Origin of the sequence: Pigmentiphaga humi (assembly GCF_900606115.1) — a bacterium.
Lineage (GTDB): Bacteria > Pseudomonadota > Gammaproteobacteria > Burkholderiales > Burkholderiaceae_B > Pigmentiphaga > Pigmentiphaga humi.
Window position 1 is genome coordinate 19,363 of sequence record NZ_UWPJ01000027.1, and the last position, 19,365, is coordinate 38,727.

The 19,365-nt window shown below is 65.0% G+C and carries 16 protein-coding genes and 1 tRNA gene; 14 read left to right on the forward strand and 3 right to left on the reverse strand.

Annotation, left to right across the window (positions count from 1 at the left end):
- The first annotated feature begins 146 nt into the window (after nt 1-146).
- Both PIGHUM_RS17740 and PIGHUM_RS17745 read left to right on the forward strand, forming a co-directional pair.
- Nucleotides 147-836, forward strand: coding sequence for an MBL fold metallo-hydrolase (locus PIGHUM_RS17740; RefSeq protein WP_124081014.1), 690 nt, complete (start codon nt 147-149; stop codon nt 834-836).
- 12 nt (nt 837-848) lie between these two features.
- Entirely contained in the window at nt 849-1,550 is a 702-nt protein-coding gene (locus PIGHUM_RS17745) for a GntR family transcriptional regulator (RefSeq protein WP_124081016.1), read from the forward strand.
- 42 nt (nt 1,551-1,592) lie between these two features.
- Here PIGHUM_RS17745 and PIGHUM_RS17750 read toward each other — a convergent pair whose 3' ends face one another.
- A complete protein-coding gene (locus PIGHUM_RS17750) occupies nt 1,593-2,501 on the reverse strand; it encodes a LysR family transcriptional regulator (protein WP_124081018.1) in 909 nt (302 codons plus the stop codon).
- A gap of 162 nt (nt 2,502-2,663) precedes the next feature.
- Here PIGHUM_RS17750 and PIGHUM_RS17755 point away from each other — a divergent pair, with 162 nt between their 5' ends.
- The 9 genes from PIGHUM_RS17755 (at nt 2,664) to PIGHUM_RS17795 (ending at nt 13,457) form a co-directional block, all read left to right on the forward strand.
- Nucleotides 2,664-3,833: an FAD-dependent monooxygenase gene (locus PIGHUM_RS17755; protein WP_124081021.1), complete on the forward strand. Its 1,170-nt coding sequence runs from the start codon at nt 2,664-2,666 to the stop codon at nt 3,831-3,833.
- Between the two features lie 63 nt (nt 3,834-3,896).
- Nucleotides 3,897-4,856, forward strand: a complete 960-nt coding sequence (locus PIGHUM_RS17760; RefSeq protein WP_124081023.1) for a Bug family tripartite tricarboxylate transporter substrate binding protein — start codon at nt 3,897-3,899, stop codon at nt 4,854-4,856.
- Nucleotides 4,857-4,861: 5 nt separating this feature from the next.
- Nucleotides 4,862-6,598, forward strand: a complete 1,737-nt coding sequence (locus PIGHUM_RS17765; protein ID WP_124081025.1) for a thiamine pyrophosphate-requiring protein — start codon at nt 4,862-4,864, stop codon at nt 6,596-6,598.
- Between the two features lie 14 nt (nt 6,599-6,612).
- Nucleotides 6,613-8,073, forward strand: a complete 1,461-nt coding sequence (locus tag PIGHUM_RS17770) for an NAD-dependent succinate-semialdehyde dehydrogenase (RefSeq protein ID WP_124081027.1) — start codon at nt 6,613-6,615, stop codon at nt 8,071-8,073.
- Between the two features lie 258 nt (nt 8,074-8,331).
- A tRNA-Ser gene (locus PIGHUM_RS17775) sits at nt 8,332-8,421 on the forward strand.
- Nucleotides 8,422-8,620: 199 nt separating this feature from the next.
- Nucleotides 8,621-9,619, forward strand: a complete 999-nt coding sequence (locus tag PIGHUM_RS17780) for a LysR family transcriptional regulator (protein ID WP_124081029.1) — start codon at nt 8,621-8,623, stop codon at nt 9,617-9,619.
- 90 nt (nt 9,620-9,709) lie between these two features.
- Entirely contained in the window at nt 9,710-11,245 is a 1,536-nt protein-coding gene (locus tag PIGHUM_RS17785) for a sulfatase-like hydrolase/transferase (protein ID WP_246013297.1), read from the forward strand.
- A gap of 28 nt (nt 11,246-11,273) precedes the next feature.
- A complete protein-coding gene (locus tag PIGHUM_RS17790; RefSeq protein WP_124081034.1) occupies nt 11,274-12,263 on the forward strand; it encodes a Bug family tripartite tricarboxylate transporter substrate binding protein in 990 nt (329 codons plus the stop codon).
- 84 nt (nt 12,264-12,347) lie between these two features.
- The gene (locus PIGHUM_RS17795; RefSeq protein WP_246013299.1) at nt 12,348-13,457 is read left to right on the forward strand and encodes a mandelate racemase/muconate lactonizing enzyme family protein; all 1,110 of its coding nucleotides are present in this window, start codon (nt 12,348-12,350) and stop codon (nt 13,455-13,457) included.
- Nucleotides 13,458-13,572: 115 nt separating this feature from the next.
- On the opposite strand, the gene PIGHUM_RS17800 is transcribed toward PIGHUM_RS17795, so the two are convergent.
- A complete protein-coding gene (locus PIGHUM_RS17800) occupies nt 13,573-13,986 on the reverse strand; it encodes a type II toxin-antitoxin system HicB family antitoxin (protein WP_124081036.1) in 414 nt (137 codons plus the stop codon).
- A gap of 263 nt (nt 13,987-14,249) precedes the next feature.
- A complete protein-coding gene (locus PIGHUM_RS17805; protein ID WP_124081038.1) occupies nt 14,250-15,176 on the reverse strand; it encodes a LysR family transcriptional regulator in 927 nt (308 codons plus the stop codon).
- Nucleotides 15,177-15,291: 115 nt separating this feature from the next.
- Between PIGHUM_RS17805 and PIGHUM_RS17810 the strand changes: the two genes are divergently transcribed.
- From PIGHUM_RS17810 to PIGHUM_RS17820, 3 genes are read left to right on the forward strand one after another with little or no spacing between them, the layout of a single operon-like run.
- On the forward strand, nt 15,292-16,251 hold the full coding sequence (locus PIGHUM_RS17810; protein WP_124081040.1) for a hydroxymethylglutaryl-CoA lyase: 960 nt from the start codon (nt 15,292-15,294) through the stop codon (nt 16,249-16,251).
- Nucleotides 16,252-16,280: 29 nt separating this feature from the next.
- Nucleotides 16,281-17,171, forward strand: coding sequence for an amidohydrolase family protein (locus PIGHUM_RS17815; RefSeq protein ID WP_124081042.1), 891 nt, complete (start codon nt 16,281-16,283; stop codon nt 17,169-17,171).
- A 36-nt stretch (nt 17,172-17,207) separates the two neighbouring features.
- Complete coding sequence (locus tag PIGHUM_RS17820; RefSeq protein WP_160142335.1) at nt 17,208-19,355, forward strand: acetate--CoA ligase family protein; 2,148 nt, start codon at nt 17,208-17,210, stop codon at nt 19,353-19,355.
- The last annotated feature ends 10 nt before the right edge of the window (nt 19,356-19,365 follow it).

Here is a 19,365-nt window from a genome sequence, read left to right on the forward strand (position 1 = left end):
TGGCTTGGATTAATCAATTTAGTTATTAATAATTAAATGGATAGTTTTGATAATATCATGGTCGAGTTGCTGACGCTATATTTCCGACTTCGCCGCCTGCTGCCTTGCGCATCCGCCGGCGGCCCTTCTCCAGAACGATCACCGCCATGTCCATCCGCTACGAACTTCTCCTCCGGGGCAACAACCTGAGCTTCACCGGCGGCTTCTTCGGCTTCTGCAACGTCGTGCTGGTCTGGGCCGACGACCGCACGCCGCTGCTGTTCGACACCGGACACTTCTGCGTGCGGCCCGGGCTCCTCAAGGGCCTGGCCGCGCGCGGCCTGGAGCCGGCGGCGATTCCGCACGTGTTCATGTCCCACCTGCACTTCGACCACAGCCACAACCTGGACCTGTTTCCCAACGCCAAGATATGGGTGAGCCGCGAGGAAATGGACTACGCCGCCCGGCCTGCTCCCAACGACACCAGCATTCCGTGGAAAATCCACGAACTGCTGGCCGAGCGCGACGTCCAGGCCATCAGCGGCGACGGCGCCGTGCTGCCGGGCATCGAACATTTCGCCGTGCCGGGGCATACTCCGGGCTCGCAGGCGCTGCGCTTTACCGATCCTGAAGGCCGCCGGGTGGTACTGGCAGGGGACGCGATCAAGTACCCTAAAGAGGTGATCGCCGAAGGAAGCGATCTGGTCTTCGACACGGCGGCCAACGCCACCGCGTCGATACGCAACATATGTGGACAGGCGGACGTGATCGTGCCCGGGCACTTCTCGCAGCTGTTCCGGCGCAACGGCCGGTGGCTGTGGGACGAAGCCGCGCCGCTCGAACTGCTGGTCCGCTAGGGCTTCTACCGCATGCAACCGAACGAACAACAACTGGCCGCCGTCGTGGATATCCTCGAAGAGGACATCGTGCTGGGGCGGCTGCGTCCCCACCAGGAGCTCGTCGAAGACGTGCTGATGCAGCGCTTCGACATCAAGCGCCACCTGGCGCGCGCCGCCATCCTCGACCTCACCGCCAAGGGGTTGGTGGTCAAGCCGCGCAACAAGTCGGCGCGGGTCAAGGATTACTCCCCCGAAGAGGTCCACTGGATCTACGACGTGCGCATCACGCTGTGCCGCCGCGCCGTCGAAACCATGCCGCTGCCGGGCACGCCGGAACTGCTGCGCGAACTGCGCGACGTGCATGCGGCGCACGGCGCCGCCGTCGCCGAGCGCCGCCTGCGCGACGTGCGCCTGCACAACGACAGCTTCCACGACCTCGTCTTCGGCGCCTGCGGCAATCCCTACCTGATCGCCGACATCGAACGCTACAACCGGCTCTCCGACCCGATCCGCTCCACCGGCATCTCGCGGCCCGAATGGCTGGCCCGCGCGGTGGCCGAGCATGCCGCCATGGTCGACGCCATCGAGCGCGGCGACCGCGCCGAGCTGTCGCGGCTGGTGGTGGAGCACATGCTGCCGGTGCGCGACGCGTGGCTGGCTGCGCGGCAGTTGCTGGTGCCGGAGGCTTTCCAGTTCGGCCGGGGCGTCGAAGAAGCGGAGCTGCCGGGCTGAGGCGCCGGCGCGGCGCCAGCCGCCGACCGCCGGTTCCCGCCGTCAGACGTTCTGAAGAAGTTTCGAGACGTTCATTTCCCGGATCAGCTGGAGCGTTTCGGTCGTCAGCCGGGTGTCGGATTTGGCGCGCGACGTGGCCAGGACCAGGTGATTGCGCATCGTGGGGGACTCGATCCGCGATGCGCCGAGGGTGCCTTCGCGTATCTGCCGGCTGACGGCGCTGATGGGCAGGATGCCGAAGCTATGGCCCTGTTCGACGACGGCCACCAGGGTGTGCACGGCGTTCACCTCCGCCACGATGTCCAGTTGCACGTCCCGGCTGCGGCAGGTGGTGTCCACGATGACCCGGATCGTGTTGGGCATGCACGGCAGGACCACGGGAAACGCCTGCAGCTGGGACAGTTTCACGCGCGCGGGAAGCGTGGTGCCGACGCCCGGCGACTTGCCCACCAGGACCAGCTCTTCGCGGAAGATGCTCTCGTAGTCCAATTTCGCATTGGGAGCGGGGTCGTAGAACAGGGCGACGTCGATCTGCCCGTCCAGCAGCCATTCGCGCATTTTTACGCTCGGGCCTTCCGACACGGTGATGGAGGCGCCCGGCAATTGCCGCCGGAACGATTCGACCAGGACGGGCGTCAGCAAGTGCGCCAGCCTCGGCGGAAGCCCCACCGATATGCGGCCCCGGGGCATGCGTTTCAGGTTGTCGATGTCCTGCTTGGCGCGCGATGCCAGCTTGAGCATGGCGCTGCCGTATTCGAACAGCAGGCGGCCCGCCTCGGTCGGCTCGGCCCCCCGGCCCGTCCGGTAGAGCAGGTGTTCGTGCAGCTCGAGCTCGAGCAGCCTGACCTGCCGGCTCAATGAAGGCTGGGTGACGCCCAGGGCCTGGGCGGCCCGGGTGAAGCCGCCCAGTTCGACCACTCGCACGAAATACTCGAGTTGCTTGAGATCCACCTGATCCTCTCCGCGATATGCCTGCTGTCCCATAGCAAAGTTCTATATCTGCTATTGCTGACAGAATATTCTGCAAATAGTTAACACCAGGCAATATTACGGCCATAGCGATGGATTTTCTCCATTTTCAACATACGAGTTGCTTCTCCGGGAGGAGGTTTCATGTCGACGAAAAAGTCATCGGTGGCGATCATCGGTGCCGGCATCGGCGGGCTGGCGGTGGCCGCCGCCTTGCGCCAGAAAGGCATCCAGGCCGATGTGTACGAGCAGGCGCAGCGCTTCGCCCGTATCGGCGCGGGCATACAGATGAGCCCGAACGCGATGAAAGTGCTGCGAGGGCTGGGATTGGAGCAGAAGCTGCGCGACATCGCCTTCGCCCCCGCTTCATCGCTCAATAGGGAATGGGATACCGGCGCAGTCAGCAACGAGTTTCCCCTGGCCGATTTCGCCAGGACCCGGTACGGCACGCCGTTCCTTGCCATGCACCGGGGCGACCTGCATGCCTCGCTGGCCACGCTGGTGCCGGACGAGTGCATCCATCGCGGGCAGGAGCTCGTCGAGTTCGACCAGGATGGCTCGGGCGTAACGCTGGGCTTTGCCGGCGGCCTGCGGGTCGAGGCCGACTTCGTCATCGCCGCCGACGGCGTCCATTCGCTGGTGCGCGAGAAACTGCTGGGCGCGGAGAACCCGCGGTTCACCGGCCGCGTGGCCTACCGGACCACGTTTCCGGCGAGCCAGCTCAAGGACGTCGACGTCGGTTCGTCCAGGACCAAATGGTGGGGGCCCGACCGCCACATCGTCATCTACTTCATCACGCGCGCCCGGGACGAGGTGTACTTCGTGACCAGCCAGCCCGAGGACGCCGGGTGGGTGACCCCGGAATCCTGGTCGGCAAAAGGGGACGTGGAGCTGCTGCGGGCCGCCTACGCAGGGTTCCACAAGGATGTCCGCAATGTCCTGGCCTCGTGCAACGAGGTCCACAAATGGGCGATTTTCGAGCGCGACCCGCTGCCCAGGTGGAGCGAAGGCCGCGTCGTGCTGATGGGCGACGCCTGCCACCCCATGACGCCGTACATGGCGCAAGGCGCAGCGATGGCCCTGGAGGACTCCATCGTCCTGGCGCGCTGTATCGAGGGCGCGGATCGCAGCGACATCGAATCGGCATTCAAGTTGTTCGAGTCGATGCGCAAGCCTCGCACCAGCCAGGTCCAGGCAGGGTCGAAAGCCAATACCTGGATGCAGCGCAAGACCGACCCGGACTGGGTCTATGGATACGATGCCTGGTCCGTGCCCCTGGAAGCCGCGGCCGTGCCGGCTGCGCAAGAGAGCTGAAGCCGGCATGCCCAATCTGAATTGCCCGCTTAGAGGCATCAATCCGGAAGGAGACCCAACGTAATGAGATCCAGTCTGAAAGTACTGCTGGCGGCGACCGTGCTTGCCTCGACCTCGGCCGCCCACGCCGCCGACTATCCCACGCGGCCGGTCAGGCTCGTCGTGCCCCACGGAGCCGGCGGCACCGCCGATGTAGTGTCGCGGATCTTCGCCGACTACCTGGGCCGCGAGCTCGGTCAGTCGGTCATCGTCGAGAACAAGCCGGGCGCAAGCACCATGCTCGGGGCCGAACTGGTGGCCAATGCGCCTCCCGACGGCTACACATTGCTGATGGCTTCGGTGACCACGCTGGCCATCAATCCGAGCCTGTACAAGAATATTTCGTACGACCCGCAGCGGGATTTCAAGCCCGTCTCCATGGTCGCCTCGCTGCCGTTCTACCTCATCGCCAGCCCCCAGCTCAAGATCAAGTCGGTCCAGGAACTGATCGCATTGGCCCGGGCCAAGCCCGGCCAGCTGAACTACTACTCCCCGGGCGAAGGCACCTCGCCGCATCTCGTGGGGGCCTTGTTCGCCAGCATGGTGGGCCTCGACGTCGTCCACGTGCCGTACAAGACCACGGCCGCTGCCGAGGTCGACCTGAACGCCGGCAGGGTGCATTACGGATTCACCGGCTCGGCCATGCCCGCCATCAAGAGCGGCCGGGCGACGGGCATCGCCGTGACGGGCGCCCAGCGCACGCGCGTGTTCCCGGATATTCCCACCCTGGCGGAACAAGGCGTCGCGATCGACGCTGCCGTGTGGAACGGCGTCGTCGTGCCCGCCGGTACGCCCCAGCCCATCGTCGACAGGCTGGCCGCCGCGCTGGGCAAGATCGCCCGCATGCCGGAAGTGATCGAGAAGGTCGGCAGCTATTCGGGCGTTTCCGTGGGAAATACCCCCGCCGAGTTCTCCGAATTGATCAAGACCGAATCGGCGATATGGGCCAAGGTGATCCGGGAAACGGGCGCGAAGGGCGAGTAGGCCATATGATGAATCCGTCTGCCGCCGACTCCCGACGCCCCAGCGCGGGCTATCTCCTGGAAGCGCTGAACGAGGTCGGGATCGAATACCTGTTCTGCAACATGGGCACGGACCATGCGCCCATCATCGAGGAGCTCGCGGCGCGCCGCAAGCGGGGCGAGCGGTGCCCCCAGATCGTGCTGTGCCCCCACGAGAACACCGCCATCCACATGGCCGGCGGGTATGCCGCGGTCACCGGGAAGGGCCAGGGGGTCCTGGTGCACGTGGACGTGGGGACGGCCAACGCGGCCAACGGCATGCACAATCTGCTCCGGTCACGGCTGCCCGCCTTGCTGATGGCGGGCAAGGCTCCCTACACCACCGCCGGCGAAATGCTGGGCACGCGGGACACCTACGTGCATTTCGTCCAAGAGCCCTTCGACCAAGGCAGCCTCGTCCGCCCTTACGTCAAATGGGAGTGGACCCTGCCTTCCGGAATCGTCGCCAAGGAGGCGGTGCGCCGCGCGCATGCCGTCATGCACAGCGAGCCCCGCGGTCCCGCCTATCTCATGCTGCCCCGGGAAACCTTGACGGAACCGCTGCCGCCGGACCGCGTGAAAAGCTACGGCGCGAAGCAGTTCGGCGCGGCCGAGGCCAGCGGCGCGGATCCGGAACTGGTGGACCGTTTGGCCCGGCGGCTGCTTGCCGCCGAACACCCGATCCTGATCACGGCGTTCGGCGGCCGCAACGCGCGGACGTCCGAGCTGATCGAGGCGCTGGCGCAGTGCGCCGGCATACGCGTGTTCGAGTCCAACAGCGTCAACAACATTTCGCACGAGGGCGCGCATTTCTGCGGATTCCAGGTCGACCAGCACTTGCCGCGCGCCGACGTCGGCATGCTGGTGGACGTGGACGTTCCATGGTTTCCCCGCGACGTGGCATTTTCGCCGGACACGTTCTGGGCCCAGATCGACGTCGACGTGCTCAAAAGCAATTCGCCGATGTGGACTTTTCCCGCCGATCTGCGCATACAAGGCAGCAGCGACAGGGTGCTGGAGCAGTTGCTGGACCGGCTGCGCGCGCTCGGCGCTTCCGGCGCCGACCCCAAGACCGAGGCGCGGTCATTGCAGATAGCCGGCGAGCGCCGGGCATGGCGCGAACAGGTGGCGCGCCGCGCCGAAGATCCCGGCCGTCCCGACGACATCAATCCGCATTATCTGTTCGACCAACTGGGCAAGCGCCTGCAGCCCAGCGATCTCGTCTTCAACGAGGCGGTCCGCAACGCCGGCGCGCTGTCCGCGCAACTGCCCAGGCCCCGGCCCGGGACGCTGATGCGCGTCGGCGGAGGCGGCCTGGGCGCATCGGGCGGAATGGCGCTGGGCGCCAAGCTGGCCGCGCCCGAACGCATGGTCGTGCAGGTCGTGGGCGACGGCAGCTTCTATTTCGGCAACATGGATTCGGTCATGGCCGTATCCGCCCAATACCGGTTGCCGCTGCTGGTCATCGTGCTGGACAACGGCGGCTGGTCGGCCGTGAAGGAGTCGACCCTGCGGGTCTACCCGGAAGGCGACGCCCGCGAGCAGGATGAGTTCGCGGCCAACTTCACCGCGAACGCGGATTTCTCGAAGGCTGCCGAAGTGCACGGCGCCCACGGTGAAATCCTGTCCGACCCGGGCAAGGTCTGCGAGGTGCTGGATCGCTGCATCGGCATCGTCGAGAGCGGCCGCACTGCCTTGGTACACGTGAAGCTCGGCCGTATTTGAACCGCCTCCCGCCCATGCTCCAGGAGAATGTGTTGGACTATCCCGAACTCTGCATGTACATAGACGGCGAATGGATAGGCCGGGAGGGGCGCGACACGCAGCCGGTCGTCGATCCCGCGACGGGCGGCGTTCTCGCGCATCTTCCGCTGGCCCGCGCCGAAGACCTGGACCGGGCGCTGGCCGCCGCCGAGCGCGCCTTCGAGTCATGGGCAGCAACGCCGGCCTTCGAACGCGGCAGGATTCTGCGCCGCGCGGCAGGGCTGATCCGCGAGCGTGCGGAAGATATCGCGCGCACGATGACGCGCGAGCAGGGCAAGCCGCTCAAGGAATCGCGCATCGAAGCGGTGTTCGCCGCGGATCTGATCGACTGGATGGCCGAGGAGTGCCGGCGCGCCTACGGCCGGGTCATCCCGGCGCGGCAGCCAGGGTGGCGGTGGACCGCCCAGCTCGAGCCGGTCGGCGTGGTCGCCGCGTTCTCGCCCTGGAATTTTCCCGGCACCTCGCCGGCGCGCAAGATGGCCGGGCCATTGGCCGCCGGGTGCGCCTGCATCCTCAAGGCGGCCGAAGAGACGCCGGGCACCGCGATTGCGTTGACGCGGGCCTTGCATGATGCGGGGCTGCCCCCCGGCGTGTTCAACCTGGTGTTCGGAGTGCCGGACCAGGTATCGCGCCACCTGATACAGTCGCCCATCGTCAAGAAGGTGACCTTCACCGGCTCGACCTCGGTGGGCAAGCTGCTCGCGGCCCAGGCCGCCGCCCACGGCAAGCCCAGCACGATGGAACTGGGCGGCCATGCGCCGGTGCTGGTTTTCGACGATGCCGATGTCCAGCAGGCCGCGAACCTGACCGCCGCGGCCAAGTTCCGCAACGCCGGCCAGGTGTGCGTCTCGCCCAGCCGGATATTCGTGCAGCGGCCGGTGTACCGCAAGTTCCTGGCCTGCATGATCGATCTGGCCGACTCCCAGCGTGTCGGGAACGGACTGGACGAAGGCACGACCATGGGGCCGCTGGCCAATCCCCGGCGCCTCGCGGCGATGCATGAATTGCTGGATGATGCCCGGGCCCGAGGCGCGTCGGTGCATTGCGGCGGCCCTGGCGAGGGGCCCGGGCTGTTCTGGCGCCCGACCGTCGTCAGCGACCTGCCCGAGCACGCGCGCCTGCTGAGCGAAGAGCCGTTCGGCCCCATCGCCTCCATCATCCCCTTCGATACCGAAGACGAAGCGGTGCGCCGGGCCAACATGCTCAACTACGGACTGGCGGCCTATCTGCTGACGGCCGATGGCGACAGAATCGTCCGGGTGTCGAACCGCTTGCGGGCCGGCCTGGTCGGGGTCAACACCTTTGCGCTGAACGGACCGGAGACCCCCTGGGGCGGGGTGGGAGACAGCGGCTACGGAAGAGAGGGCGGCGTCGAGGGATTGCAGGGCTACCTGACGACCAAGTTCATTTCCCAGGCGCCGCTGGCGGCCGGCTGAACGCTCAGGACGGGCCGGGCACGAAAATGGCTACAGTCGGACGAGTATTCATCCTAGGCTTTGCCCATGACTCCCAAGACCCGCCGCTGGCTCACGTTTTTCATCCTCGCCGCCTTGCTCGCTCTGGCGCTGTCCTTCGTGCCCTGGTGGGGCATGGGCGCAGCGGCGGCAGGCGCATAGCCCGGCTCCAGGAATTCTGGTAATATGGCGGGCTCATCGCATCCGGTGCCTTTTGTTCGGGCCCGAGCAAGGCGATAAGGACAGGTGGCCGAGCGGTTGAAGGCGCACGCCTGGAACGCGTGTATATGTGAAAACGTATCGTGGGTTCGAATCCCACCCTGTCCGCCAAGGACACTCCCGGCAACGCCGAACGTTGCCCAGAAAACCGCGATTTCCCTAGGGGATCGCGGTTTTTTTATTGCCCAGCGTCTACGGTCAATCCGGTTGGCGGGCAAGCGGCGGTCTGATCACCGTTCGGCCGAGGCTCGCGCCTGTCCTCGTATCTCGGTTCTTTACAATACGAGAGGAGAAATAAACGGAGCCTCTCATGACCGGACGGGAACCAGCCGCCAACACCCGAAGGGTGATGCACAAGGCGACTGGCGTATTGCCGGCGCATGCAGCCAAGTTAAAGGTCCGGCATTTTCTGCTGCTCGAGCGACTGATCGAACATGGGTCGCTCCGCGGAGCAGCGCGCAGTCTGGGCCTGGCGCAGACTGCGGCTGGCGCGCTATTGCGCGAACTGGAGCACGCGCTGGGCGACACGCTCTTTATTCGGTCCCGAACGGGTGTGATACCAACGAAAAGTGCCATGACATTGGCCGCGCGATCTGGCGTGGCGATGGAGGTGCTGCGTGTCGGTCTGGCCGAAGCCGCGCGAGGTGCCTTGCCCACGCTGCGCATCGGGATCGTCCATCACGCGATGATGTTGCACGGCACTGCATGGCTGGCAGCAATGCGCCGCGAGGCTCCGGACTTGCAGTTGCATGTACATGTGGCGCCGGCGCCCGAGCTTTTGCGAGGTATATCCAGCGGCGACCTCGACTGTGCCATTGCTCGCTTTCCTCCCGCGAACATGACGGCGGCAATTCATGAACAATGTCGGGTATGGCCTCTCCAGCCAGACCGCTGGAGCGTGGTGGCGAGGCCTGGGCACGAGATCTTCAAGGCGCGGCGTTCGCTTCCTGCAGCGTCCTTGCTGCAATACGACTGGGTGTTGCCTCACCGCGATAGCCAGACCTCGCAAGTGTTTCGTAGCGCATGTATGGCGGCAGGTATCTCACCCCCACAACCTGCGTTGGTCGTGGATGGAGTTCAGTACTGTGTGTCGATTGCCGCAGCGACCGACTTGCTGACCATCTGTCCAGATTCCATGCTGGGGCGGCCGCTAAGCGTGAAACTCAAGCCCATCCGAACCGATCTTGCCATTGATGCGTCACCGCTGGCAGTTATCTGCCGGATCGAGTCGCAGAGATTGCAGTCGGTGCGGATGTTGCTGGAGCTGGTCTTGTCAGGGCCCGCTGCCGCCACTGGCGAGGTGAGCTGAAAATCAGTTCACGTGAAGCCTAATTGCCATCTTTTGGCTTGCTGCCAAGTGGGCTAGATTGCGTCCAAGGCATTTCAAGGCGCAATCCTGATGGCACCCAACATCATTTTCATCACCTCCGATCAACACCGCGCTGACGCGATGGGGTTTCTGAAGCCGGAGGTTCACACTCCGCATCTCGACCGGTTGAGCGCCGACGGCACCCATTTCGGTACCTGCATTACGCCAAGCTACGTGTGCCAGCCGGCGCGCGCCTCCATATTGACCGGGCTGCTGCCGCTCACCCACGGCGTACGCGACAACGGCATCGACCTGCCGCCCGACACCGGCGCGCGCGGCTTCGCCGGTCAACTTGGCAGCCGTGGCTATGAAACGGCATTCTTCGGAAAGGCGCACTTTTCGACGAAAGCCACGTTTGCCGCGACGGGGACCCCCGAGGATCAATACAACGGCGCGCTTTACGAGCGAGGTTGGGAAGGTCCCTACATGGGTTTCCAACACGTAAACCTCTCCGTAGTCGGTCATTTTCACAAGGATCGTCCCCCCAAACGCCCGCTCGTCGGCCATTGGGAGCGCTGGTTTCTCGAGCGCGGCCACGATGAGGAAGCGTTGAGGGTCTGGGCAGAGGAGGTCGAGGCAGGGCAGGGCGCCGCGCAGACATGGGCCTCGGCGCTTCCCGTCGCCTGGCATTCGTCCACCTGGATTGCCGACCGGACCATCGAGTGGCTCAGCAGGCGTGATCGCCGGAAGCCGTTTTGCATATGGACGTCATTCCCGGACCCTCACCATCCGTTCGATTGCCCGCTGCCGTGGAGCAGGTTGCACCGTCCCGCCGAGATATCGCTTCCGGCCAACCGAGTCATGGACCTGGATCGCCGTCCGTGGTGGCATCGAGCCTCGCTCGAAGGCAAGCCTGAATTGGACGATCCTGTATTGCGCAGATTTCGGGAGAAGGGGTCTCGCATGCCTGTACAGAGCGATGGACAGCTTGCGGAAATGACGGCCAATTATTACGGAATGATTTCACTTGTCGATCACTCCGTGGGTCGCATATTGGAGGCGCTGTCGCATCTGCAGTTGGCGGACGAGACCTATGTGGTGTACGCAAGCGATCACGGAGACATGCTCGGCAATCACGGGCTGTACTTGAAGGGCCCTACGCCGTACGAAGATTTGCTGCGAGTACCGTTGCTGGTCCGCGGCCCGGGTGTCGAGGCTGGCGCGACGGTCAACGAGCCGGTGTCCACCCTCGATCTGGCTCCCACCTTTATGGAGTGGAGCGGTGCGCAGCCCGGCGCCAACCTGCATGGAAGCAGTCTGGCCGGACTCTGCCGCGGAGAAGACGCGCCGCGCGAGGCCGCGTACTGCGAATGGCATGTCGAGCCTTCCCGTTGCGGCGTGGCGCTTCGTCTCCATACCGTCCGTACCCGAACGGCAAAGCTTACCGTCGAAGCGAACTCAGGTGCCGGAGAGATGTACGACCTGGCGGCCGATCCTGACGAGATGGACAACCTATTCGACAAACCCGAGGCTCTCGCATTGCGCCAGGAGTTGGAGGGGCTGCTGGCCAAGGCGCCTTCCCGTTCCGCAGAGGCGGCGCCTTTGCCCATCGTGGGTATGACCTAGAGAAGACCGTGCACGGAGGAGACAAAAAATGCCAACACGTCGAGAAGTCATCCAGTACAGCTTGCTGCAAAGTGCGGGGGCGCTCGTAACGTTCCCCAGGCTTTCAAAAGCGGCCTCGTGGCCGGAACGCCCAGTGCGCATTGTCGTGCCCAACCCTCCGGGAGGCACGGCGGACATCACTGCGCGCATCGTGTTCGAGCGGGTGGGAGCGGCAACCAAACAGTCCTTCGTCGTTGAGAACCGGGCGGGAGCGGGTGGGACGATTGCGATGACTTCGGTCGCTCGCGCCGAGCCCGATGGGTACACGTTCGTGGTTGCCGGGGACTCGGCAACCTACATTCCGCTGATTCAAGACAAGCCCCAATTCACGATGGAACGAAATTTTGTTCCGGTGTCATTGTTGATTGCGCAGCCGGTGGTGTTAGTGGCATACCCCGGCACCGGCATCAAGTCCGTGGCCGATCTCATCGAACGTGCAAAGGCTGCTCCAGGAAAGCTTTCATATGGTGTGTCGGGCGTAGGCTCCACGCACCACATTGCCGCCGAGATGTTTTGCGAGTCGGCGGGCATCCAGATGACCTCCATTCCTTACAAGGGAGGTGGCCAGGCTATCGCCGATCTGCTGTCGGGCCAAATTCCGGTGGCATGTCTCGGTGCGGGAGCTGTCGCTGCCCACGGTCGGACGGGACGGGTCAGGATGCTTGCCGTCACCTCGAATGAACGCTCCGCCAGCCTTCCCGATGTGCCGACGCTGCGGGAGCTGGGTATCAGCGGCGTCGATATCACGCAGTGGTTCGCTTTGTATGCCCCCCACGACACGCCGTCTCATATTGTGTCTGCGATGCAGGAGCGTGCCTCCGAAGCGCTCAAGCTGTCCTCTGTGAGAAGCAAGCTCGCCGAGAACGCCATTGACGCTGTCGGCAGCGATGGCGCGGCGCTACAGGCACGGCAGCGCCGCGACGGCGAGGCGTGGTTGTCAGCAATGCAGCGGCTTGGCATAAAGCCGGCAGGTACCTGAGGCGCAACGGCGTCCGGTCTCGCCGGACCGATCGCTCGGCACGACGTCCCACATCGGCTCTTCTTGTTCACGAGGTTGGAGCAATTGATCAACGACTTCCCACCTGTCAGGATTGCACGCATCGATGTGCATATCCTGCGCCATCCCATTGCCAAGCCGGTCCAAACATCTTTTGGCCTGATGCATGAACGCCCCGCCTTGTTCGTTCGAGTGGAAGACGCCGATGGCGCATACGGGTGGGGCGAAATCTGGTGCAATTATCCCGCGTGCGGCGCGGAGCATCGGGCAAATCTCACGCAGACAGTGCTTTGGCCGCTGCTGGCTGGGCGCGAGTTCGCCTCTCCACAGGCTTTGTACCGTGCCCTCACCGCAGCGACGGCGGTACTCGCCATTCAATCTGGAGAGCCTGGACCGATTGCGCAAGCGATTGCGGGGGTAGACCTGGCAGTCTGGGACTTGTGCGCTCGGCGCGCCGGAGAGCCGTTATGGCGCGTTCTCGGCGGCGCAAGCGGAACGATCGGCGTATACGCCAGTGGTCTGAATCCGGACATGCCCGAAGAAGTGGTCGCACGCCGATCCGAAGAGGGATATCGCGCCTTCAAACTCAAGGTCGGTTTTGAGCCTGGACGTGACCTTGAGAACTTGCGCAAAATTGTCGATATCGCAGGCTCTGGCGCCTCAATCATGGTCGATGCAAACCAGGCCTGGGACCTGGAGACGGCTCAGAAACGGGTGCGCGAGCTAGCTGAATTCGAACTGGAATGGATTGAGGAGCCGTTGAGGGCGGATCGGCCATGGAAGGAGTGGCGAGAGCTTGCGGTAGCCGCCCCCGCTCCGCTGGCCGCAGGGGAAAACGTTGCCGGCGAATTGGCTTTTCGAGCGCTGTTCGAGTCTGCTGCCGTGAAAGTCGTGCAACCGGACGTAGCGAAGTGGGGTGGCATATCGGGAGTTCTTCCGGTAATTCAAGAAATAAAAGCGCATGGCCTTCGATATTGCCCGCACTATCTTGGCGGCGGAATCGGTTTGCTGCACTCCGCACATCTGCTCGCGGCGGTCGGCGGTGAAGGCTGGTTGGAAATCGATGCCAACGAGAATCCACTGCGCACTCAGTTCTGCGGACCGCTTGATAAAATTATGGAGGGGCGAGCGCAGCTCGCTGACTCTGCGGGCATCGGCGTGGATCCCGACTTGTAGGTTGAGAGCGAGCATCGATGATAAGAGATGAGCGATGCGGCAAACGAGCAGCCGATCATCACTGATCGAACAAGATCGACTGCGATGGAACCGCGTGCTAGCCGTCCGCGCGCCTTCAGCGTACCGACAAACTAAGCTCCCGCCCGAGGCTGGCCAGCGCGGCAGCGATGGTATCGATCTTGGTGGCGTGACCAAGATCCATGATGCGGGTGACTTCCTGCTTGCGAGTTCCCAGCCGGCGCGCCAGCTCTACAGGCGCTACGTCCTGGCGGACCATTTCGTTGAGCAGCAAGACCTTCGCCCATAGGCTGGCGGGCAACTCGACCAGGACCTCGCCGGCCTTGGCCTCGGACGGCAGGGGTACGGCCCGCCGGTCCTCGAAGTAAAAGTCCATGGCCGTGCGCAATGCATCGGCTGCCGCGATCTCCGCTTCCTCGCGCGTATCCGCAGCGGTCAGGGCTTCGGGGATGTCGCGGAACGACACCATGAAAACATTGTCATCCGGTTCGATTCGAGCGGCGTAGCGCATATGAAACCTCTCTCTGTGATCGGTTGATGGGTGAAATGCCGCTGGGTAGCTCCTTTCGGGGCTACCCCGCTCTTCTGATTTGGGAAAACGGTAAACAAAAAGATTACCTGATCAACAAAAAAGTTGACCTTGCCTAGCTTCTGAGAGGATTTCCGGTCTATTTTCGGAATACACCCTGCCGCCAGGGATATTTCCGGCAACGCCCAGCGTTGCCCAAAAAAACGCGATTCCCCTAGGGATCGCGTTTTTTTATTGCCCAGCGCTCACCCTCCCCGCGGCCGGCGCATCTGCGCCGACGTGCTGCGCGCGGAGAAGTCGCAGCAGCGCCGGGCAAGCTGGGCCACGGCGTCATAGAAGCGGGTCGGGCCGTCGTTCCTGTACGCCGCGACGTAGCGTATCTTGGGCAGGCGCGGGGTCGAGCGCACGACCGCCAGCAGGCCGGTGTCCACCAGGTCGTGGAAGTAGTGCAAGGGCAGGTAGGCGAGTCCGAGCCCTGAAACCGCCAGGCCGCAAAGCGCGACGTTGCTGTTGCTGGACATGCAGTCCCCGGGAGCCACGTTGTGCGCCTCGAACCAGCGGATGACCGCGCTGCTGGTGAAGGACATCGGGCCCAGGGTCAGCAGTGGGTAGCGCGCGATTTCGGCAAGCGGCACGAGGCGGCTGGTGTCGAGCAGGTCGGGGTGGCACATCCACGCGTTCATGACCTGCTGCAAAGGCACTTTGGCAATGGCCGCATCCTGCGGGAAATCCGGCGTGACGATCAACTCGATGCTGCTATCGGATAGCCGTCCCAGCAGATTGACGCTGGTGTCGACGGTGGGCGCAAGCGTCACATTCGGGTAGCGGGCGCGCATGGCCTGCACGAATGCCGGCAGCCAGGTCTGGGCCGTCAGTTCGGTAATGCCGAAGTGCAGCCGCCTGGCTTCGCGCTCCTGGCCATTCAGGCAGTCCACGATGCGATTCCGCGCATCCAGGAGATCGCGCCCCAGGCGGACGACTTCCTCTCCTTTGGCGGTCAGCCGCGCCGTGCGCCGTGAACGGTCGAATATCGGGACGCCGAATCCGGTTTCCAGTTCCTGGATGCGCTTGGAGATGGCGGTCTGAGAAGTGTGCAGCTTGCGCGCGGCGGCCTCGAAACTTCCCAGCGTGGCTATCCAGTAAGCGGCCTCGATCTGTTTGACCGTCAGCATTCACGTCTCCTCGATACATGCATTTTATGCATGTTTATCACGAAAATATATCGCTTTTCTGGCGGGAATCGATTGCCTAGCATGCAGGCAGTCATTGATTCCTGCACGTACGCCCATGCTCCCAACATCGATCGTCATCCATGAGGAAGGCCCCAGGGAGGGCTTTCAGTTCGAGCGGCAGTTCATCGCCACTGCCCGCAAGCTGGAACTGATCGAGGCGCTCGCGCAGACCGGGCTGGCGCAGATACAGGTCGTGTCGTTCGTGAACCCCAAGCGGGTTCCCAATATGGCGGATGCCGACGAAGTCGTGGCGGCGCTTCGTCCCCGCGACGGTGTGCGCTACACCGGCTTGTGGCTGAACGAACAGGGGCTGGAACGGGCGCTGCGCGCGCCGTCCCTGACCGTGGCCGGACGGATCGGGCTTTGCGCGTCGGCGCCGTTTCTCGCCCGCAACCAGAATGCGACCCCCGAGAGTGCCCGGGCCGCGCAGCGCCGCATGGCCGGCACGTTCCTGGCCCACGGCATCGCGGTGGACCAGGGCGTCATCCAGGCCGCCTTCGGCTGCAATTACGCGGGCGACGTGCCCTTGCCGGTTTTGCTGCAGACGATTGCCGACCTGCTGGACATCGCGGCGGAACGCGGCGAGCGGATTCGCATGCTGACCCTGGCGGACACGATGGCCTGGGCGACGCCGCGGTCCATACGCGAGATCGTGGGCGCGGTGCGCGACAAGCATCCTGACCTGGATCTGGTCCTGCATCTGCACGATACCCGCGGCATGGGCATTGCGAATGCCTACGCCGGCATGTCGATGGGCGTGCGCCGATTCGACGCCGCGGTGGGCGGCCTGGGCGGATGTCCATTCGCCGGGCACAAGGGCGCCGCCGGCAACGTGTGCACGGAAGATCTCGTTTTCATGTGCGACGAGATGGGAATCGAAACCGGCATCGACCTGCAATGCCTGATCGAGGCCGCGCGTCTGGCCCAGGACATCGTCGGACACGAGCTGCCGGGCGCCGTCATGAAGGGAGGCGCATTGTCGGCGATGCGCCGTTCCCTGTTATCCGCGCAATGAGCGCCGCTTTTTCCACGAGGATTTCTCCAATGCCCAAGCAAGTACCGCCGCCCGATCCGAATCCGCGCAAGCCGAACCTGCGTCTTCCCGCCGGGGCCGTCGACTCGCACATTCATCTGTTCGGCCCCTCCAGCCAGTACGCGTTCCATCCGGACAGCCGGTATGTCTCCGAGGATGCATTGCCGGAAACCTACATCGCCATGCAGGAAGTCCTGGGGCTGACGCGCGCGGTGGTCGTCAGCGGCGGCGGCTACGGACCCGACTTCAGGCATCTGAGCGCCGTGCTGGAGCGCTTTCCCGAGCGCTTCCGCGGCGTTGCGCTGCTGCCCGAAACCGCCTCGGCCGCCGAGATCCGCAATCTGGACCGGCTGGGCGTGCGAGGTGCCCGCTTCCACAGCCCCAAGCATGGAGGCAGCATTCCCGAGCTGTCGAAACAGACCGCGTCGAAGATTGCCGACCAGGGATGGCATGTGCAGTTCTATCCCTATCGGGGCGACCTGGTCGAGTATGCGGATCAGTTGATGGACCTGCCCAACGTGATCGTGCTGGATCACTTTGCCAGCGTGCCCGCCGAGGAGGGGGTCGATCATCCGTCGTTCCAGACTTTGCTGCGCATGCTGGACAGCGGCCGCGTATGGGTCAAGCTGTCCGGGCCCATGCGCTGCTTCCAGGGCGATCCGCCGTACGCCTGCGTGACCCCGATGGCGCAGGCGCTGGTGCGGCATGCGCCGGAGCGGCTGGTATGGGGCACGGACTGGCCCCACGTCAACATGACCGGCCGGGTCATGCCCAACGATGGCGATCTGGTCGATCTGCTGGCCGAATGGGTGCCGGATCCCGAGACGCGCCATCGCATCCTCGTGGCCAACCCCTGCGAGCTGTACGGCTTCGAACCTCCCGCCGCAGCCGGCCAGGGCTGACGGGGAGCTTTCCTGATGACATCGGAGACATTGGACTTGCCCCAGTTCATTGAGCCCAGGGACCGGGACACGGCCGAGGCGGCCATCCGGGCGCTGATGGAGCCGGCCTCGATCGCGTTCGTCGGCGCCAGCACTTCTTACGAGAAAATGTCGGGCCAGCCGGTCCGCAACGTCGGCGCGGTCGGGTATGGCGGCCGCATCGTCGCGGTCAATGCCCGGGGCGACGCCATCGCCGGCGTCGAAACCGTGCGTTCGGTGACGGAGCTGCCGCAGGGAATGGATATCGCCGTGGTCACGGTGCCCGCCGCGGCCTGCCCGCAAGCGGTGCGCAACCTGGGCGCCAGGGGCGCGAAGGCCGCCATCATCGCGGTAGCCGGATTCGCGGAGCTGGGCACGGAAGAAGGGCGCCGGCTCAGCGCGGAGCTGCTGCGCGCGAGCCGCGAAAGCGGCGTGCGCCTCATCGGCCCGGTGTGCAACGGCATCTACAGCACGCCCACCGGACTTTCGCTGGGCTACAACGAGATCCACACCCGGCCGATCCGGCGCGGCCGCATCGGCCTGGCCTCCCACAGCGGCGCGCTGGTCGCGCCATTCGTCACGCTGATCGAGCAATGCGGCGCGGGGCTCAGCCGCTACATTTCGGCGGGAAGCGAGATCGACCTGGGCATGTCGGATTTCATCCGCTATCTGGCGGACGATCCGGAGACCTCGGTCATTGCCCTGATCCTCGACCACGTCGGCGACGGCGGCGAGTTCCGCCGCGCGATCCGCCTAGCACGCGACAACGGCAAGTCCGTCCTCGTGCTGAAACTGGGGAACTCGGCGCTCGGCAGCGCGGCCACGCTGGCCCACTCGTCCAATCTGGCGGGGACCAAGCATGTCTATGACGCCGTGTTCGCCGCGGAAGGAATCCGCAGCGTTCCTACGCTGGAGTCCATGGCCTATGCGAGCGCGCTACTGTCGCAAGGCAAGCGGGTGGACCAGGGCGGGGTGGTCGCCTGCAGCACTTCCGGCGGGGGCGCGATCATCCTGGCCGATCAGTTGTCGGCGCACCGGCCCCCCATCCCGGTGCCGAGCCTGGATGCCTCGACCGTCGAGGAGGTAGCGCGCCATCTGCTGTTCGACGCCGCGACCATACTCAATCCCTTCGACCTGGGGCTGGGGGGCCGGCATCACTATGCCGCCAACATCATGGCGCTGGCGCGGGATCCCCAGACGGCGGTGCTGCTCGTGTTCGGCACGCCGATGGCCACACCCGCCAAGCGCGAACAACTCGCGGGCGCCGTCGCGGCGGCCGCCGCCGCCAAGCCCGCGCTGCCGATTCTCTATTTGTCTCCCGCGGCCTTGTTCGATGACGAGCGGTCGATCCTGCAGAACGCAGGGATTCCTGTCTGCGGCTCGACCCTGGAGGCCATCGCCGTGGCGGCGGCCCTTGCGCCCAGGCCGGTCCACGTCCCGGCTCCCGCGGCGTGCACGGCGCCCGTCCCGAGTCCGGTCCAACCGGGCGGACCGCTGTCGGAGCACCGGAGCAAGGAACTGCTGCGGCGCCATGGCATCGATTTCGCCGAGGAAGCGCTGGTCGACACGGTGGAAGCGGCGGTGAACGCCGCGCAGGCCATGGGCTATCCCGTGGTGCTCAAGGCCTCGGGCCAGGGCATCTGGCACAAGAGCGAAATGGGCCTGGTGGCGGTGGGCCTCGCATCGGCCGACGCGCTGCGCGACGCCTGGCACGGCATGCAGGCGAGCCTGCGCCGGCAGTCGCTCGATGCCACGGACGGGTTCCTCGTGTGCCGGCAGGTGCGGGAGGGCGTCGAGGTGCTGCTGGGCATCACGCGCGATCCGGAATTCGGCCCGGTGGCCGTGCTCGGCCCGGGCGGCGTGATGGCGGAGCTGTTCGGCGCCGAGGCGATGCGCCATCTGGTCTTGCCCACCAGCCGCCCGGCCGTCGAGCAGGCGATCGACGATGGTCCGCTGGCGGCACTGCTGGCCGGCTTTCGCGGCGCGCCGGCCTGCGATCGGGACGCATTCGTCGATCTCGTCTTGCGGGTGTGCGCGGCCGCCGGCGAGCTGGGGGACGGATTGCAGGAAATCGACCTGAACCCCGTCAAGCTCGCGCCCGGCTCGGGTGGGGCGTGGCCGCTCGACGCCTTGGTGGTTTTCGATGACGAGACGGCAGACCGGTGATCTCCAGGAG

Coding starts and splice junctions, on each gene's coding strand:
- PIGHUM_RS17800 (WP_124081036.1), bottom strand. CDS start 13,986: ATGCGCTACGCCGCTCGAATCGAACCGGATGACAATGTTTTCATGGTG.
- PIGHUM_RS17755 (WP_124081021.1), top strand. CDS start 2,664: ATGTCGACGAAAAAGTCATCGGTGGCGATCATCGGTGCCGGCATCGGC.
- PIGHUM_RS17770 (WP_124081027.1), top strand. CDS start 6,613: ATGCTCCAGGAGAATGTGTTGGACTATCCCGAACTCTGCATGTACATA.
- PIGHUM_RS17745 (WP_124081016.1), top strand. CDS start 849: ATGCAACCGAACGAACAACAACTGGCCGCCGTCGTGGATATCCTCGAA.
- PIGHUM_RS17780 (WP_124081029.1), top strand. CDS start 8,621: ATGACCGGACGGGAACCAGCCGCCAACACCCGAAGGGTGATGCACAAG.
- PIGHUM_RS17810 (WP_124081040.1), top strand. CDS start 15,292: ATGCTCCCAACATCGATCGTCATCCATGAGGAAGGCCCCAGGGAGGGC.
- PIGHUM_RS17790 (WP_124081034.1), top strand. CDS start 11,274: ATGCCAACACGTCGAGAAGTCATCCAGTACAGCTTGCTGCAAAGTGCG.
- PIGHUM_RS17760 (WP_124081023.1), top strand. CDS start 3,897: ATGAGATCCAGTCTGAAAGTACTGCTGGCGGCGACCGTGCTTGCCTCG.
- PIGHUM_RS17765 (WP_124081025.1), top strand. CDS start 4,862: ATGATGAATCCGTCTGCCGCCGACTCCCGACGCCCCAGCGCGGGCTAT.
- PIGHUM_RS17740 (WP_124081014.1), top strand. CDS start 147: ATGTCCATCCGCTACGAACTTCTCCTCCGGGGCAACAACCTGAGCTTC.
- PIGHUM_RS17805 (WP_124081038.1), bottom strand. CDS start 15,176: ATGCTGACGGTCAAACAGATCGAGGCCGCTTACTGGATAGCCACGCTG.
- PIGHUM_RS17785 (WP_246013297.1), top strand. CDS start 9,710: ATGGCACCCAACATCATTTTCATCACCTCCGATCAACACCGCGCTGAC.
- PIGHUM_RS17815 (WP_124081042.1), top strand. CDS start 16,281: ATGCCCAAGCAAGTACCGCCGCCCGATCCGAATCCGCGCAAGCCGAAC.